Here is an 18,024-nt window from a genome sequence, read left to right as displayed (position 1 = left end):
ATCTGTACGAGATAAAGCCTGCTTCATATAAGCGTGATGTTTCTCTTTATTCGTTGAGATATAACTTATTTGTAGTATGAAGAGTAAATTTATTAAAATCATGGTAAGAGCGAGATAGGAACTTTATAGGTGTATCATCATAGGATTAAGGAGTTTTGTTGAGAGATATTGCTATTTATGCCAAAAGGTTTTTGATATATTTAATTATTATTTTGTAATAGTGGATATACTTTATTTTATGTGCAAGAAAGCTAATTGATTGTGTAAAATGGTATTCAGAAAATTACATACTTCTTACCCTGTTAAGGACATTTTTTCTCGCGAGGGTTTTGCACTTGCAATGCTCTTTTTCTCATTCTAAATTTTGGTTCGAAAAAACATCTATAGGTGTTATTGTAAATTTAAGATATGCATATTCTCATTGTTGGTGTTACTGTTGTAGAAAATGATATTTTATTTGATAAGTATAAGGGTGTTATCAAGGAGATCGATGTATAGATAAAATTTAGATTGTTACAATATCTTGAAAAAGCAATGGGTAAGTAATTGATAATTGTGCTACGAAAGTTGTTAGATGGGCGTGTGTCAGCAATTCTTGATAAAAAAGTTTTTCTTGATCGTCGTTTTTTTTCAAAATACTGCTTTTTTATGCAAATCTTATGTTGGTAAGCTATGCAGTTTTCACGGGAACAGGATAATGCATTGAAGGCTGTGGCCGCATGGTTGAGGGAAGGGCGTTCTCCTCTTTTTCGCCTTTTTGGCTATGCGGGAACGGGTAAGACGACGCTTGCGCGCTATTTTGCAGAGACAGTTGATGGTTCTGTTCAGTTTGCTGCTTTTACGGGCAAGGCGGCGCAGGTTTTGCGTTCTAAAGGTGCAAGCAATGCTTGTACGATTCATTCGCTGATTTATTGTCCGCGTGGAGAAGAGGAAGTTTCCGATGAAATTACGGGAAAAAAATCTATTGCTCCAACATTTACATTAAATCGAAGAAGTGCTGCTGCACAAGCTAAACTCATTATTGTTGATGAGTGCTCGATGGTCGATGAACAATTGGCGCGTGATTTAATGAGCTTTCGGACGCCAATTCTTGTTCTTGGTGATCCAGGTCAATTGCCTCCTATTTCAGGTGGAGGCTTTTTTTCCAATGGGGAACCAGATTTTCTTCTCTCAGAAATTCATCGACAAGCGCGAGATAATCCGATTATCCGGCTTGCTATGGACGTGCGTGAAGGACGCGATATTGCTTATGGTAACTATGGAGAAGCGCGCGTTGTGACACGTAAAGAGGTCAATCAACAATTGGTTTTGGATGCGGATCAGGTCTTGGTAGGGATTAATCGTACACGCCACCTTTATAATCAGCGTTTGCGTATGTTAAAGGGATTTACAGCAGATTATCCGCAAGCGGGAGATAAGCTTGTGTGTTTGCGAAATGATCCTCCTAAAGGTTTGTTAAATGGCTCTTTATGGAAGGTGATGACTTCACAGAAAGAGACAGTTAAACCAAGTATTAATCTTCTGGTAAAACCAGAAGAAAGTGAGCGTGGGGTAACAAAGATTAAACTTTTAAAAGCAGCCTTTGAAAATCCTGATCAGGAAATTTCGTGGGCATTAAAAAAGCGATATGATGATTTTGATTATGGGTATGCTTTGACGGTTCATAAAGCGCAAGGTTCTCAATGGAACAATGTCGTTTTGTTTGATGAAAGTTTTGCCTTTCGTGATATGTATGCACGCTGGCTTTATACGGGAATTACCCGCGCAGCAGAGCGTTTAACGATTGTCCGATAGAAAAAATATGTGTATCATCTAAGTTTCAGATGGAAAATGTCTTTTTTCTATCTTGTTACACACTATAGAAAAATGGAAATGGGCATGGCGGTAAAACTTTCGGTTAATCTTAATGCTGTTGCTGTTTTGCGCAACCGACGTAATCTTCCGTGGCCAAGTATCAAGAATATTGGGCGTATAGCGCTTGCCGCTGGAGCAGCAGGTTTGACGGTTCATCCGCGCCCCGATGAAAGGCATATTCGTTTTGCTGATTTGCCAGATATATACGGTTTAATAAAGAACACTTTTCCTACGGCTGAGTTTAATATTGAAGGTTATCCAAGTGATCAGTTTTTGGGTGTCGCTGAAAACTATGCCGACCAGATCACTCTTGTTCCTGATGATCCAGATCAATTAACGTCTGATCATGGGTGGAATTTTGCTCAGAATGCAGAATTTTTAGCCCCTATTATTCAGCATTTAAAAAAAAGAAAGATTCGTGTATCATTGTTTGCTAATCCTTCTATCGATGGTCTTGATATTGCTAAAGCAATAGGGGCTGATCGTGTAGAGTTTTACACCGGACCTTACGGTGGTGCATTTCAGAACAAAATAAAACAAGATCAAGAGCTCGATAAACTTGTTCTGGCGGCAAAAAGAGCGAAAGAGTTGCAATTAGGTATAAATGCTGGACATGATCTGACGATTATGAATCTTCCTGCTCTGGTCAAAAATATTCCTTGGCTTGATGAGGTTTCTATTGGTCATGGGCTTATTGCTGATGCGTTAGAGTATGGAATGCATGAGACTGTTCAGCGTTTTCTCCGGTTATTATCGTAATCTTTTTTTCTCCATAAAATTGGAAAAGAAATTTTTATAAAGCTCAGTTTATCTTAAAAAAATAATTTTATATCTGTTTAAATAAAAAGCACTGTTAGAACGTATTATGAATATTCTATTATTTCTTTGTTTATTGATCGCTTTTTGTTTTTTTGAGTACATGAAATGCTTTTTATTTGTACCATTATAATGAGGACCTTCTTACTATAATTTCTTCAAAGGGATAAGAAATGGGTGAAAAATAGGGCTTTGAAAGCATTTTTCATTATAATGAAATTTTTAGGATTTTTAATGAATGAGTACATAGAATTTTCTTTGAGTTCATTTCACGGAGCTTCTTATGAAATGCAGGGGTTTTGATGACTTCATCAGAAATAGATTTAAAATCAGAAAATGCTTTTTATAAATGAAATCCATGCAATACGCGTTGCTGCTGCAATATTTGGAGAAAAAAAGAGAGTGATGATATCAACTTATCGCTTTATGAAGGAAAGAGGGGGCACCATAAATCTTAGACTCTTACAAATCTTAGGCTGGGGATTCTTGAAAAGCGCTCGAGCATAGTGAGATATTTTTTAAAAAAAGTGCGTGGGTGAATAACACAAGAGTGTTCCATTTTGGACATTTTGTTTTGTGTGACAGGTGGGGCTATTAGAGAATGTAAAAAGTAAAAGTTGTAAGGAAATGCATATTCTCTGTTATTTCAGAGATATTGTTATATATATTGTTGTTGAAGACTATATTAAAACAATCCTTGTTATTTTGTAATTTTTCTTGCTATCCATATTAATTTGGTTCACGCTAGAAGTTATATGTTGTATCTTAATTTTTAGGCTATAATGTTTTGTTGCGCGATAGAAGAATAAAATCTTAGCACATGTATTTTCTTTAGAAATCTTGTTTTGTGTAAATATCGCCTTTGTAGGACAGCAGTTGAAGTTTATTTGGGAATTCATATATGTTTTGGGAATGTTTGGGGGCTACAGTTTTTCTATGCAATATGTAAACTTTAAAAGATTATTCAATTGCTGTGTTTTTATAAGCAGCGTTTTTTATCTTTATGAGTGTGTAATGCACTAAAGATAATGTTTCTTATTTAATGAAAATAATCTGAAATTCAGTTTAAATAGAGAAAGAAGGAAGTATTTTTATGCGTGTTTATTATGATCGTGATGCGGATGTTAATCTCATTAAAGGAAAAAAAGTGGCCATTATTGGTTATGGTTCTCAAGGGCGTGCGCACGCTTTAAACTTGAAAGATTCCGGTGTCCAAAATGTGCAGATAGCTTTGCGTTCAGGGTCGGAAACAGTTAAAAAGGTTAAGGCCGATGGGTTTGAAGTGGTGAGTGTTGCTGAGGCAGCAAAATGGGCAGATCTCATCATGATGGCAACACCAGATGAATTGCAAGCTGATATTTATAAAGAGTATATTCATGACCATTTACGTGATGGGGCGGCGATTGCTTTTGCTCATGGTTTAAGCATTCATTTTGGCTTGATTGAACCTAAAAAAACCGTTGATATTGTGATGATTGCTCCTAAAGGTCCAGGGCATACAGTTCGTCATGAATACAAACGTGGTTGTGGAGTTCCTTGCTTAATAGCGGTGGCGCAAGATGCTTCAGGGCATGCTCATAGTGTAGCATTATCTTATGCATGTGGACTTGGTGGTGGACGTGCTGGGGTGATTGAAACAACATTTAAAGAAGAGTGTGAAACGGATCTTTTTGGTGAACAAGCGGTTCTGTGTGGTGGTCTTGTTGAACTGATTCGAGCAGGGTATGAAACACTAACACAAGCAGGTTATGCATCAGAAATGGCCTATTTTGAGTGTTTACATGAGGTTAAACTGATTGTTGATCTCATGTATGAAGGGGGCATTGCAAATATGAATTATTCGATTTCTAATACAGCAGAATGGGGTGAATATATGTCTGGTCCACGTGTGATTACGGATGAAACCAGAGCAGAAATGAAGCGTATATTGAAAGATATTCAAACAGGTAAATTTACATCGAATTGGATTCAAGAATATAAGGCAGGTGCGGCTCATTTTAAAACTATGCGGCGTTTAAATGATAATCATCCTATTGAAGAAGTTGGTAAAAAACTTCGTTCTATGATGCCTTGGATAAAATCTAACGCTTTGGTGGATAAAGAACGTAATTGAAGTCTCTCCAGAGATATTTTATCACGTTTATAATTTTATAGATAAATATCAAAAAAGGGTAACTTGAGTTACCCTTTTTTATATGTTTTCTTGCAACACAAGCTTTATTGTTTAAAGAGCTTTATTTTTTAAGTTTTCGCATAATTTTTTCTTCCAAAAAGAAAATATACAATGCCTAAAAATATCAACCATGCTGGAGTGTATTTTAAAGCTATGGCAGTATCTGCTTCTAATGACAATAAATAATGAATGCAAAGAAAACGAGAAGCGCCCAACACATAATAACACCCCCTGGCATTTTATAGGGAGAGACAGCATGCTGGAGAGGATGATTGCGACGATAGACGATATAGCTGATCAAAATGATAGACCATACAAATATAAACAATGTTGCGGCAATTGTTGTAACAATTGTAAAAGCAGCTATGAGGGTTTGAGATAACGTTACAACTGCATAACCTAGTAGGATGCATAAACATGAAAAGAATAATGCGTTGGCTGGAACGTGATTACGAGAAAGCTTTCCTAAAAATTTAGGAGCCCCTTTTTGTGTTGCTAGGCCATATACCATACGGTTGGTAGAAAAAATTCCACTATTTGCGGAAGAAGCGGCTGTTGTGAGGACAACAAAGTTCATTAAACCAGCAGCAGTTGGGATACCAATAAGGGCATACATTGTTACAAAAGGGCTTTTATCTGGACTGATTTGATTCCAAGGCGTCACAGACATAATCACAAGAGGAGAGAAAATATAAAAGAATACAATGCGGATTGGTATTGAATTGACAGCTTGTGGTAGGGCTGTTTGAGGCTCTTTTACTTCAGCTGCTGCTGTTCCCGCAGCAAGCAAACCTTTCTAGTGCACACTTAAAAGGCAATGGCGTCACTCTGAATGCGGATCGTTTTACCAATAGCGGCTCCATCGTGAGTAATGGTTCACTCAATGTTTCGACCACGCAAACATTGTTGAATGATGGTGGTTTTTTGCTTGGCAGCGGTGCTGTTGATCTGAGCAGCCAAGGGCTTTTTGTCAATTCGTCAGGGGGTATTCTGGGGAATATCATCACCCTCAATGCTGAGACAATCGTTGATGGGACTACCCAAATTCGTGACACGAATGCATATGGTTTTGTTGATCGAAGCGGGCAGCAGTCTCAAATCATTGCTGTTCAGGATTTGAATATTCACTCCCTTGGCGATTTAAGCATGAATGGTGGGCAATGGAGCAGTGGTGGCTCGACGACAGTGATTGTCGATGGTTCTGCGACCATTGGTTCATTGGTACTAGAGAGTGATCATAAGCAAGGCTTGGAAAAAGGGCATTATAATGCTCAAAGTTCTCTTCACCATTTGGCAGAAGTCACCAGCGATGAAAATCTGACCATTGTTACAGGCGGTGAGCTTAATCTTGCAGGAAAGCTTAAAACCAAGGGCGATGGGGATTTCACCAGTGGTGGTGCTCTCACTGTGGTTTCAGAACAAGACTTTAGCAGTTTTGACTTAGACCTTAGGGGGAAAGAAGGCGACAAATCGAAGCAAAAGAATAAGTTTCGTCAACAATCAACCGAAGTTACCACAACCAAAACCACAATAGAAGCGGGTGGCAACCTTTCCATGCATGCCAAGGATGGGGATCTCATACTTAAAGCCATAGGGGCAAAAAGTGGTGATAAGATACATCTTGCATCAGATAAGGGGAAGATCAAGTTTCTGACCAACAAGGATCAGGATTTTAAAGACACCTATCAGCGTAATGAAAACCTTGTGTGGTGGAGTGAGAGCGATAAAGGCTATCTGCAGGAGACCATCGAGCATGTGACCATGGAAGCTGGTGGGGGCATGAAGCTTGATGCGGGCGATGGCTTTGTTGTTGAATATGAACAAACCGGTGATTTTGACCAATCCCTTGAGCAGTTAGCCCGTTCACCAGAATTGTCATGGATCAAGCAATTGCGTGATGATCCAGAATTAGCCAAGCAAGTTGATTGGCAAGCTGTTAAGGCTGAATTTAAAGACTGGGATTATAAAAAGCAGGGTCTCACAGAAGTAGGGGCAGCTTTAGTCACCTTGATTGTGACAGCTGTTACCGCCGGAACAGCTTCCAGTGCCGCCGGTGCTATTGCCAGTACTTTAGGTGTTGGCTCCAGCACAGCCATGAATGCAGCAATACAAGCAGGTGTCCAAGCATTGATTAATAAAAGTGCTGTGGCTCTTGTGAATAATCGCGGCAACATTGCCGATGCCCTCCATGAGCTAGGCTCATCGAAGAATGTTTTGGGCATTGTCTCCTCAATGTTGACAGCAGGTTTAACCAGCCAATTCACAGAGATGGCTGGTGTTGGACAATCCTTATCCAAAACCGCCCCTTTGATTGATCGTATCACGCGTGAAGCAGAAAAGAACCTGATCAAAGCCGCCATTGGCACGGGCGTTCAAACGGCTCTTGAAGGCGGTTCACTTGACAAAAACTTTTTTAACAATCTACGCACTGCCTTGTCAGGAACCCTTGGCAAAACATTAGCGGAAGAAATTGGTACCGCTAAAGCAGAGGGTAAAATAGACACGGTGATGCAGATCGTCGCTCATGCAGGGCTTGGCTGTATTGTTGGTGCGACAGCGAGTGGTGATTGTACAGCTGGTGCGATTGGGGGCGCAGTGGGGGAAGCCGCTGCCATGCTCCAGTTTAAACTGTGGATGCAAAAAATTGTAAAAGAGGAAATGGGGGCATTGGATGGTCGCACCCCAACGCCGGAAGAACAAGCCCGCATCACCGCCAAGATTGATGCACAATTTGCCAACTTTAGAGAACATACCATTGATATCGCGCGCATTGCGGGGGGCTTTGCAGCTGCTCTTGCTGGTGGTGATGTCAATACCGGTGCTGATGCCGCAGGTAATGCTGCGGAGAATAACTACTTAAGCAGTGCGCAAAAAGCCCAAATGGATAAAGAATTAAAGGAGTGTTCTGACCGTTTATGTGAAACAAAAGTGTATGCGAAATGGTTCGCGATTAGTACAGGGCAAGATTTAAGCTTTTTGGCTGGTATGGTAGCTGGTGTACCGGCTGAATTATATGATACGGTTGATGGTTTTGTGCAAATAGCCATCCATCCAAGTGAGACTTTGAAAGCGCTCAAAGATTTGTTCAACAGTGATGAAATTTTGGCGACAATTGGGCGGACCCTTGGGCAGTCCTATGTAGATCGCATTAATAAAATGACGGAGGAATATGAGCGAGCCGGTGCTGGTGGATCTTTTAAAGCGGGTGTTGAACTTGGAAAATTATTGACTGATATAGCATCCCTAATGACAGGAGTTGCTGGAGCAGCTAAGGGAGGAGCAAAGCTTAGCGAAAAGGCTCTGATAAAATTTATGGCGAGGAAAGATTTTGCCCAATTTGCTTCCAAGAAAAATCTTGCAGAACTTGCAGCTCAGGGAGATCTTGCCAAGCTTGAAGCAAAAAAAGAACTGACCAAAGCCGCTGCTAAAGAAAAACAGTATTGGTTAAAAGGCAAACCCACTAAATTTACCGATAGCAAATTTGGTCAGACAAACAAAGTCTATCAAAGAAACAATTTATTTGATCCTAACGAAAGGGTTAAATGGACTGAAAACAAAAAAGAAGTTTGGGGTACCAATATTGAGAGAATGGAAACAGGAAGAGCCCCTATAGGATATGATGGTAAGTCTGTTGAATTGCATCATCTCTCGCAAACGCCTGAGGGCGCCATAGCAGAAATGAGCCATAAATTTCATAATAAATATACTTCCGTGATTCATAATAATCCAAAAACACATCAATCTCTTATAGAGAGGGACAAGTTTAAAACATGGAGGGAAGAATATTGGAAGGAACGTGCTAAAGGGTATAGAGAACAAAAAAACAGTAATTTAGGAGGAATAATTGATATGAAATGGGGTATCATAGGTTTAGATTTTAACAGATGGGGACAGGAGCATCAACAGTAATGCTCTACGGTTGATGAAAAGAGAAAACAGAGACTTATAAAATAATTGATGGAGAATAATTGATGAAAACCTATACTTTAGATGATGTTATACAGTTAGTTAATAAATATGATGATGATATTATCAATTTTCGTACTGAAGAAAATGCAGCTGATAATCTACAGATTGAAAAGGCAGAGAAAGCTTTGGGTTTGAAATTTACATCTTCTTATAAGAGTTTTTTAAAAAAATATGTAGGAGGAGAAATTGGTGGTGAAGAAATCTATAGTCTTTATAAGGAATGTGGAGCAGATATTCCTGGTGGTGATATTGTTTTCCAAAATTTAAATGATAGAAAACGTGGTCTTACGACACCAGAACAACTTGTCGTTTGTGATGCTGATTTTGGTGAAACTTTTTATTTTGATTATACACTGTTTCGGGACGAAGAATGTCCACTCTATGTCAGACTTCCATCTGAAGATTGCGAATATTACGCGAGTAATTTTTATGAATTCCTTTGCAAAAGAATTATAGTACACGTAGGAGATGAGATACTTTATGGTGATCAACCGATTGAAAAGATTGAGACCATTCCCACTCCACAACCAATTCCTTTTTACAAGCGCTTTTGGAAAAAATTATGGAAGAGATGATATGGGTGGTAAGGAAATATGTAACGTTTATAAGGAATATAGAGCAGATATTCCGAGTAGCGGTATTGTTTACTATTACTTAATTCGTTTCCAAGAAAAATCTTTCAGAACTTGCGACACAAAGAGATCTTGCCAAGCTTGAAGCAAAAAAAGAACAGACAAAACTCGCTGCTAAAGAAAAACAAAATTGGTTAAAAGGCAAACTCTCTAAATTTACTGATAGCAAATTTGGTCAGACAAATAAAGTCTATCAGAGAGACGATTTGTTTGATCCTAACAAAAGGGTTAAATGGACAGTAAACAAAAAAGACGTATGGGGCACCAATGTTGAAAGAATGGAAGCAGGAAGAGCACCTATAGGACATGATGGTGAGTCTGTTGAGTTACATCATCTCTCACAAACGCCTGAGGGGGCCATAGCAGAGATTAGTCATGAATTTCATAACCAATATAGTTCTGTGATTCATAATAATCCTCAAAAACATCAATCACTTATAGATAGAAAAAAGTTTGATAAGTGGAGAGAGGAATATTGGAAGGAACGTGCTAAAGGATATAGAGAACAAAAAAACAGTCATTTAGGAGGAATAATCGATATGAAATGGGGTATTATAGGTCTAGATTTTAACAGATGGGGACAGGAGCATCAGCAATAATGCTCTATGGTTGATGAAAAGAGAAAAAACAGAGACTTATAAAATAATTGATGGAGAATAGTTGATGAAAACCTATACCTTAGCTGATGTTGCAGTATTAATTGATAAAGTGAATAAGTATGATGATGATATTATCAATTTTGGTACTGCAAAAAATGCGGTTGATGATATCGTAATTGAAAAGGCGGAGAAAGCTCTCGGCTTGCAGTTTACAACTTCTTATAAGGATTTTTTAAAAAATTATAAAGGAGGTGAAATTGGTGGCGAAGAAATTTTTAGCCTTTATAAGGATTGTGGGGTAGGTATTCCTGCTGGTGATATTGTTTACCGAAACTTAAATGCTAGAAAACGTGGTTTTGAAACATCAGAACAGCTTGTCGTTAGCAGAACAGATTTTGGTGAAACTTTTTATTTTGATTATACGCAGTTTCGGGATGGTGAATGTCCACTCTACCTCAAGTTTACATCTGAAGATTGTGAATATTACGCGAGTAATTTTTATGAATTCCTTTGCAAGAGGATTATAGTACACGTGGGAGCTGAGATACCTGATAGTGATCAATCAATTGAAAAACCAGAGAACACTCCCATTCCACAACCTATCCCTTTTTACAAGCGCTTTTGGAAAAAGTTATGGGGGAGGTGACATGGGAGATGGAGAAATCTCTAATCTTTCTAGAGATCCCCAGTATTACATAAGTAATTTTTACGATTTTTTATGCAAAAGAATTAAAGAACCAGCAGGGGAGGATTCATGAAAACCTATACTTTAGATAATGTTGCACAATTAATTGATAAAGTAAATAAATATGATGATGATATTATCAATTTTGGTACTGCAGAGGATGCAGTTAGTGATGTACGGATTAAAGAGGCAGAAAAAACTCTCGGTTTACAATTTACAACTTCTTATAAGGATTTTTTAAAAAATTATAAAGGAGGAGAAATTGGTTATGAGGAAATTTTTAGCATTTATAACGCAAGTTTTGAGGAGCATCCTGCTGGTGATATTGTGCATAAAAACTTATATCATAAGAAACATGGTTTTGCGACACCAGAACAACTTATTGTTAGCAGAACAGATTTTGGTGAAACCTTTTATTTTGATTACTCTCAGTTTCAGGATGGTGAGTGTCCGCTCTATCTTAAATTCCCACCTAGAGATCCCCAGTATTACGCGAGTAATTTTTATGAATTTCTCTGTAAAAGAATTAAAGAGCACGCAGGCGAAGTTTCATGAAAACCTATACCTTAGATGATATTGCGAATTAGTTAATAAGTGAACAATGATGCAAACTAAAGATGTCACAGAGATTTTAAAAAGATTGGGTTGGGAGCCTCATCGCGATGAAGTTGGGGATACATTTGCTTATTATCATCTTTCTGATCGTATAATACGCATTCTTTACGATGTTGTAGATTATGGAGAGGATGGTGGAAGGTTGCGGCTATCAGTTGCTTTTACCACCGCTGCTTATTGTCTTGCTGAGGAATATGATAATGGCGAACAGTCGCGCTATGAATATGGTGATATGTTGATTTATGCAGAAGAAAATTTCGGAGTTACAGCACAGAATCTTTCTGAAAGCCATATTGAGGAGGCTTTAAACAAAGTGGTTGCATGGGCACAAACGCAGAATATTGAACAAAAATTGCGTGAAGAAGCTGCAGATCACTCTCTCGTCGCAAAAGCTGTTCTTGGTGACATAGAGGCTTTCAGAAGTAAGAATTCTACATCAAAATTATCTGTACCAGAATTTGCTGATTATGAAATGACAACTCGAAAAGAGCGCCTTCTTCTCTTTGCGCAAGCTTATAAAAATGGCGAGTTAGATGATATTCTAACGCGTAAAAAGCCCAAACAGCGCTTGATAAGCCTTACTGCAGCAAGCCGTATTCTCAAAACCTACGGTTGGTTTTCTACGGAACCTGGAAAAATGTGGCTCTCTTTGCCAGATCGCTTTATTCAATTTGATTTTGGTTTTGTACGCCTCCATAACAATTACAATATCCGTCTTGAAGCAGAGATCTCTAACGAAGAGATTTCTGTAGCTTGCAAATATATTTACTATAGGAGAGAATATATTTGGATACGACCTACGGATATTTATAAGTCTTTTAATACGATTGGGGGAGGTCTTTTTAGCGGTTTTGGTAAAGGTATTGATATTTGTGTAGAGGCATTGAATGAGCAAGAGTTGACAAAAATCTCTGAGCGGATAATACAATGGGCGCGTGCCCAAGATTTACAAGCATCGATCGAAAGCAAAACGCTTGTTCAAAAATACAACTACAATACAGATATAATTTGGCATTTGGCTTGTTTAGCGTTGACAGGAAAGATCGATGTCCTGAGATCTTATCAAAATTCCATTGCGGTAGGTACAATTTCTGAATATTTGGATGATGATGAAGTAGAAAAATATGTTAACCATGCCGTTGAATTTGCTGAAAAACATTTGAAAATCCTTCATGAGCGAGAGGCAACAGAAGTACATCTTAGTCCACAAGCTTTGATTACTTTCAATAAAGTTGCTGAGCAATTAAAACAAATGGGCTGGACAGTCTATCGTGATAAAAACTACAATCGCAATGCTTATTTTATCAGTAAAGACCGTATCATCAATATAATGTATAGCCTTCAAAGTGATGGAGAAGAGCTGATAGTTGCATTTAAGGCTTCCTTTTCAACACTTGGTTTTTCCACTGCTCATAGAGAGATTTTCTATAATATGCCTCAATATACAGCTCTCAAAGAAGCAGAAGAAGTTTATACAGTTTCTAGTACTGAATTGGATGAAGGCAAGCTGAAACAGATTTGTACAGATATACTTGTGTGGGCAGAGCGGCAAAATGTTAATCAAATCATTTATGATTATGTCGCTTTTCCCCCAGACAGTGAACTTGATCTTGTGGCGCGTCACCTTATTGCGCTTGTTTTGATTGGGGATATTGAGAAGCTCAAATCTTACAAGGAGAATTTTAGAAAGGGAAATCCTTTAGGCTTTGTGGAAGAAATCTCAAAATATAGAGTTGATAATCTCCTCAGTCTTGCACGGGGTTATCGAACTGGTTTTCCAAAAAATGCTCCGATTTTGAGTTTAGACCCACAAACAGCGTCTATTGCTTCCAAAACAGTCTCTGTTGATTTGACAGAGGAGGTAGATGAAACGGATGATAAAGATGCTCCATTGAATATGGAAAGTGCCACAGCCCTTTTAAAAGGCCTAGGCTGGACAACCAAGAAAATCGATGAGAATGACCATATGGCAAGCTATCAATTGGCTGATCGTGAAGTAGACATTCTTTATAACGATGAAATTGCTAAAGATTGTCCACAATTTGATAGCGCCTTTTTGATTAGCACGGGTATTCTTTCTGCTGCTTGCAAATTCATTGATCCTACACATACGGAAGATATTCCAGATATACAGCTTAATTTTGAAGCTAAGGGGTTGGAAATCTTTGAACCAGAGGTTACTGCAGATCGTTTAACGCAAGCACTTGATGATGCGCTAGAATGGGCGGTCAAAGAGATTGACCTTTCTGAAAGACTTCGCTCTGATTATGGAAGAGCTCCTTGGGAACAGGATGCAACGGATAAGGCAGATGATATGGATTATGCTTTACTTCATATCGGTGCCCTTGCTTTGTTAGACGATGTTGAGACTTTGCAGTCTTATCAGCAAAGCTTTGCCTTAGGAGATCATTTAGGCTTTGATGAAAACATCCAACAGCTTCATCTTGAACGCGCTATCGCTTTAGCCGAGGAAGTAGCAAAATCAAAGCAACTAAGCTACGCTTTGATTGAACATATAACAAAAGATTTTGATAATCACTCAGAGTTTTCTAGCGAGGAATAACCTCGCTCTTGGAAGGAGAGTTTATTAAGCCTATTTAGGACAAAGAATACGTGATTATTTTGAAAATAATCGAGGGGATTATGAATCATGAAATGGATAAAGAAAAAAAGTATGGGGGCATCTGAGTCTGTGGAATTTAAAGGTACAAAAGTTTATCAAGACGATGAACTATTTGAACCTGAAACAGTTTCTTCTTGGAAAGAAAAAGGACAGATAGTAACAGGTACAAATGTGGAAAGAATGGTATCAGGAAGAGCTCCTATTGGAGTCGATTGTAGACCTATTATGTTACATCCTATGACACAAGAAGGTCCTCTCGCTGAGGTTCTCTACTCATTTTATCAAGGCAGGAGTTTGGTTGCTCCTAAGAATCCAAAAACAAATTTTATCAGCAAAGTTATTTGTTGGATTTCAAAAAAATTCCTAAGTAGGAAAAAAAGATAAAGTAATTATTGGCAAATATTGGAGCAATGTCTCTAAAAGATTCTCTCTAAACTTTAATGATCATCTCCTTTAGTGAGATCATATATTGTAAATGTGAGATGATTTTATAGATACAGATGAGAAAAGAGCTCCATCAAGAAAATATCCCTTATGATTTTATCATCAATGTCATCCCAATTCTATTGGCTATAGTAGAGAAATATTGATCAGTAAAAACACGCTGTGTTTTATGGAGAAAAATTTATGAAAAGTTATACTTTATCAGATGTTGCACAATTAGTTGATATGCATAGTTATGTTATTAATTTTGGTACTCAAGATAATGCCCCTGATGATGTACGGATTAAAACAACTGAGTCTAATCGCTCCACCAAGGGCTATAAGTTGTATGTGGTGGTTATGGAGTCCACGTTGCAATTTCTTCTTAGTTATTTTGAAATAAAAATTATCCTAAAAAAGATAATACCTTCTATCGGAACATGATATGGCTGATGAGTAAAGGATTTTTTTCTATGATTTTATATAAACAAAGAAAAAATTTTTATTAATTAATGAAATAATTATTTTATATAAAAATTATATCATATAAATCTAAGTATAAAATTTTATTTTTTATTATTTATACATAGTAATATTAAAAATATAGTATTATTTATTTTAATAAAATATTTTTTAAAATAAGAAATATAGTTTATTTAAAAATAAAAAATATTTTCATAGTTTTTTGGGGGGAGAGGTAAAATCTAAATATTTTTAGTCAATAATGTAGGTGAAGTTTTATAGAAAATTCTTTACAGAATAGCTCGTGTCTTATCCTATTATGCCGTACAACAACCCTTGTTTAAAGCAGTGATAAAGCATAGAAAATTTTATACATTTTAGGTATTTTTAGAATGTGTGGTCAGTATTTGGGGGAGGGGTTGCTGGAGCCTTATGTAGGGTAGAACCTAAGTGGTTAGCAGCATTTCCTTTAACAGGTCAGATTGTTTACAAACTGGTGCTGGAAGAAATCTTCTTCTTTTGTGGTGTTGGGAGAAGGTTAAGTAGAAAAAGGGTAACCTTAGTTACCCCTTTTTGAAATATTTTGTATAGATTTTATTTATTTTTTGAAGGAATTTTTTTTCTTATAAACATAAAGTACATTATGCCTAAGAAAATAAACCAAAAGATACTATATTTTAAAGCTGTTAGGGTGTCATGTTCTAATGTCAACAAATAGAGCATAAAAGCAAAAAAAACTAACACGACCCCGCACATAAAGGGACCACCCGGCATTTTATAGACGGATTCAGCATGTAAGTGAGGATGATTGCGACGATAGACAATATAGCTAATTAAAATAACGGACCATACGAATAAAAATGCAATCGCTGAAATGCAGGTTACAATTGTAAAAGCACTTATGATGCTTGGAGATGATGATGCAATTGTGTATCCTACTAAAATACATAGGCAGGAAAAGAACAAAGCATTGGCTGGAACACGGTATTTAGAAAGTTTGCCCAAAATTGGAGGGGCACCTTTTTGTGTTGCAAGCCCATATATCATACGGCTAGTGGAGAAAATACCACTGTTTGCTGAGGAGGCAGCTGAGGTGAGAACAACAAAATTGACCAAGCCAGCAGCTATTGGAATGCCAGCAAGCCAAAACATGGAGACAAAGGGACTTTGATCTGGAACAATTTGATTCCAAGGTGTAACTGACATAATCACAGCAAGAGAAAAGATGTAAAAGAGGACAATACGCACCGGTATTGCATTAATGGCTTTAGGGAGAACTTTTTTAGGTTCTTTGACTTCAGCAGCCGTTGTTCCAGCAATTTCAATCCCAACAAAAGAAAAAATGGCAATTTGAAATCCAGCAAAAAAACCTGTAATTCCACGGGGAAATATATCGCCACCATTCCATACGTGATTGAGAGACGCAACCGTACCATTTGGAGAAGTAAAGCCTGTAGCGATCATATAAAATCCAACGATGACTAATGCTAAAATTGCGACGACTTTGATAAGACCAAACCAGAATTCAAGTTCACCGAAAAACTTTACGGCAAGGAGGTTAAGGATTAAAAAGAAACCAATGCAAGCAAAAACAACAATCCATGGATTAAGTGTTGGCCACCAGAAATGCATATAATTAATGATGGCAATAATATCTGCTGCTCCAGTCACAACCCAGCTTAACCAATAGTTCCAGCCAACAAAAAAAGCGATTCCCGGCCCTAGCATATCGGTTGAAAAATCAATAAGAGATCGATATTGTGAATTAGAAAGCAATAATTCTCCCATTGCACGCATGACAAAGTATAGGGCACATCCAATAATAGCATAAACAAGTATGATAGAAGGGCCTGCTACACTAATTGTTTTTCCTGATCCCATGAAGAGTCCTGTTCCAATAGCCCCACCGAGGGCTATAAGTTGTACGTGACGATTATCTAAACCACGTTGTAGTTTTTTCTGAGGATCATCTTTTAAATTTTGTTTACAGTCCATTTTTTTTGGGGTTCCCTTTAATTATTCTGAGATTAAATTACACTAAAAAAGGCATTATTTCGTATCGAAGCATGATATAAATGAGGTGTAAAGGAAAAAAACATTTTTTATGATGCCGTGTGGATAAAGATAAGAATATGGTTTTGAAAAAAGAGCATGCTTTCTTCTTAAATAATGTGACAGATATTTGAAGAGAGAGCTTTTATTATTTTAATAACAAATAGACAACTTATGAAAAGATCACGATATCGTGCTCCTTTAAAATTATTTCAGAAAATTTTTAGGAACTTTTATGACTTTATAAAATTTATCCTTTATAATCAGTATATTATTATTCATAATAGAGAGAGTTTTAATTTTTTTCAAGGAGCATTAGAGGGTTACTATCTTAGTTTAGGGAAAAGCCCTGATGATAGAAAATTAAAATGATTTCTAAAGTCATTTTTTTATTTTATGATATTATCATAAGTGAAAAAAATTCCCTTTTTACAAAGGAAAAGAGGGGCCTTTAGCTTCTTTCTTCTAACGTGGTAAATTAAGAACTTCATTTAGATATTGATAAAATGTTGCGAAAAATTTGTATTGTTTATACAGTTTACACAATAAGATCTTCATACTATGAGAAAGAAATGCAGCGTTATGCAGTTATACAAAGAAAATGAAAAGGAACTGGCGGTTGTATAAATTCTGTTAGAAGCTGTGCTATTTTAGAGAGAGACAGAATCATAAAAAGATTGCTCCATTAGCTTTGCAATTTGTTACCAAAATATAAAGCTATCCAAATAAAATGGAGATAAAACTGTTCCTGTTGCACTATTAATGCATTCTTTTATTGTTTCTTTTTAAAGTAGCGCTTGCAAATGATATAAAAATGATCATCAAAGTGAACTATGCAAATGTATTTTGAAAGAATGTATTGTGATAAGTTCAACCCCTTTTTAAATATTACCGCCAGAAGACAAGAATTTTGAAAAGGCTGCGATATAAAATATTGATGCTTTGGGGTTTAGTATTTGTGTCATAAAACCATCTATGTAGCTGGTAAAACTTTCACTTTGCCCTCAGCATTCTTTTCGTTTTTTGATATTATTTCTGTTGATTTTAAGATGTTAATTCTAGATTTAATCGATTTAACGCCCATATAGCATAAATAACAGCGCCTCATGAGCTGTACTAAA

Annotated in this window: 10 protein-coding genes and 3 pseudogenes; 11 read left to right on the top strand and 2 right to left on the bottom strand. The window is 37.1% G+C overall.

All coding sequences use genetic code 11. From position 1 onward, the window contains the following. Positions 1–672 precede the first annotated feature (672 nt). The 3 genes from NNJ85_RS05720 (at position 673) to ilvC (ending at position 4,783) form a co-directional block, all read left to right on the top strand. On the top strand, positions 673–1,794 hold the full coding sequence (locus NNJ85_RS05720) for an ATP-dependent RecD-like DNA helicase (RefSeq protein WP_254474322.1): 1,122 nt from the start codon (positions 673–675) through the stop codon (positions 1,792–1,794). A gap of 84 nt (positions 1,795–1,878) precedes the next feature. Further along, positions 1,879–2,613, top strand: a complete 735-nt coding sequence (locus tag NNJ85_RS05715) for a pyridoxine 5'-phosphate synthase (RefSeq protein WP_254474321.1) — start codon at positions 1,879–1,881, stop codon at positions 2,611–2,613. Positions 2,614–3,763: 1,150 nt separating this feature from the next. Then, positions 3,764–4,783 (top strand): ketol-acid reductoisomerase, encoded by a 1,020-nt coding sequence (gene ilvC, locus NNJ85_RS05710; protein ID WP_254474320.1) that lies wholly within the window; start codon positions 3,764–3,766, stop codon positions 4,781–4,783. A 128-nt stretch (positions 4,784–4,911) separates the two neighbouring features. On the opposite strand, the pseudogene NNJ85_RS05705 reads toward ilvC, so the two are convergent. Continuing rightward, positions 4,912–5,636 (bottom strand): annotated as a pseudogene (locus tag NNJ85_RS05705) (amino acid permease); the annotation flags it as partial. Between NNJ85_RS05705 and NNJ85_RS05700 the strand changes: the two are divergent. From NNJ85_RS05700 to NNJ85_RS05665, 8 genes and pseudogenes are all read left to right on the top strand, one after another. Next, positions 5,624–8,752: pseudogene (locus tag NNJ85_RS05700) on the top strand (DUF637 domain-containing protein); the annotation flags it as partial. The pseudogenes NNJ85_RS05705 and NNJ85_RS05700 sit on opposite strands and share 13 nt — an antisense overlap. Before the next feature lie 62 nt (positions 8,753–8,814). Beyond that, complete coding sequence (locus NNJ85_RS05695; protein ID WP_254474319.1) at positions 8,815–9,387, top strand: SMI1/KNR4 family protein; 573 nt, start codon at positions 8,815–8,817, stop codon at positions 9,385–9,387. A 263-nt stretch (positions 9,388–9,650) separates the two neighbouring features. Beyond that, complete coding sequence (locus tag NNJ85_RS05690) at positions 9,651–10,043, top strand: HNH/ENDO VII family nuclease (RefSeq protein ID WP_371923328.1); 393 nt, start codon at positions 9,651–9,653, stop codon at positions 10,041–10,043. A 64-nt stretch (positions 10,044–10,107) separates the two neighbouring features. After that, positions 10,108–10,689, top strand: coding sequence for an SMI1/KNR4 family protein (locus NNJ85_RS05685; RefSeq protein ID WP_254474318.1), 582 nt, complete (start codon positions 10,108–10,110; stop codon positions 10,687–10,689). A 108-nt stretch (positions 10,690–10,797) separates the two neighbouring features. Further along, positions 10,798–11,283, top strand: coding sequence for an SMI1/KNR4 family protein (locus NNJ85_RS05680; protein WP_254473844.1), 486 nt, complete (start codon positions 10,798–10,800; stop codon positions 11,281–11,283). Positions 11,284–11,332: 49 nt separating this feature from the next. Next, positions 11,333–13,906: a hypothetical protein gene (locus tag NNJ85_RS05675; protein WP_254474885.1), complete on the top strand. Its 2,574-nt coding sequence runs from the start codon at positions 11,333–11,335 to the stop codon at positions 13,904–13,906. Positions 13,907–13,993: 87 nt separating this feature from the next. Further along, positions 13,994–14,350, top strand: coding sequence for an HNH/ENDO VII family nuclease (locus tag NNJ85_RS05670; RefSeq protein ID WP_254474317.1), 357 nt, complete (start codon positions 13,994–13,996; stop codon positions 14,348–14,350). Positions 14,351–14,593: 243 nt separating this feature from the next. Continuing rightward, positions 14,594–14,743, top strand: a pseudogene (locus NNJ85_RS05665) (SMI1/KNR4 family protein); the annotation flags it as partial. A gap of 702 nt (positions 14,744–15,445) precedes the next feature. Here the strand turns inward: NNJ85_RS05665 and NNJ85_RS05660 are convergent. Continuing rightward, positions 15,446–16,846 carry an amino acid permease gene (locus NNJ85_RS05660; protein WP_254474316.1) on the bottom strand — a complete coding sequence of 467 codons (1,401 nt, stop codon included), beginning with the start codon at positions 16,844–16,846 and terminating at the stop codon, positions 15,446–15,448. Positions 16,847–18,024: the final 1,178 nt, after the last annotated feature.

The organism is Bartonella sp. B1098, assembly GCF_944896145.1.
Taxonomy (GTDB): Bacteria; Pseudomonadota; Alphaproteobacteria; order Rhizobiales; family Rhizobiaceae; genus Bartonella.
Note: the sequence above shows the minus strand (reverse complement) of the source record. Positions and strands in the feature narration are given on the sequence as shown.

Excerpts from the sequence above, each read along its gene's own strand:
- NNJ85_RS05720 (WP_254474322.1), top strand. The coding sequence starts at position 673 with ATGCAGTTTTCACGGGAACAGGATAATGCATTGAAGGCTGTGGCCGCA.
- NNJ85_RS05715 (WP_254474321.1), top strand. The coding sequence starts at position 1,879 with ATGGCGGTAAAACTTTCGGTTAATCTTAATGCTGTTGCTGTTTTGCGC.
- ilvC (WP_254474320.1), top strand. The coding sequence starts at position 3,764 with ATGCGTGTTTATTATGATCGTGATGCGGATGTTAATCTCATTAAAGGA.
- NNJ85_RS05695 (WP_254474319.1), top strand. The coding sequence starts at position 8,815 with ATGAAAACCTATACTTTAGATGATGTTATACAGTTAGTTAATAAATAT.
- NNJ85_RS05685 (WP_254474318.1), top strand. The coding sequence starts at position 10,108 with ATGAAAACCTATACCTTAGCTGATGTTGCAGTATTAATTGATAAAGTG.
- NNJ85_RS05680 (WP_254473844.1), top strand. The coding sequence starts at position 10,798 with ATGAAAACCTATACTTTAGATAATGTTGCACAATTAATTGATAAAGTA.
- NNJ85_RS05675 (WP_254474885.1), top strand. The coding sequence starts at position 11,333 with ATGCAAACTAAAGATGTCACAGAGATTTTAAAAAGATTGGGTTGGGAG.
- NNJ85_RS05670 (WP_254474317.1), top strand. The coding sequence starts at position 13,994 with ATGAAATGGATAAAGAAAAAAAGTATGGGGGCATCTGAGTCTGTGGAA.
- NNJ85_RS05660 (WP_254474316.1), bottom strand. The coding sequence starts at position 16,846 with ATGGACTGTAAACAAAATTTAAAAGATGATCCTCAGAAAAAACTACAA.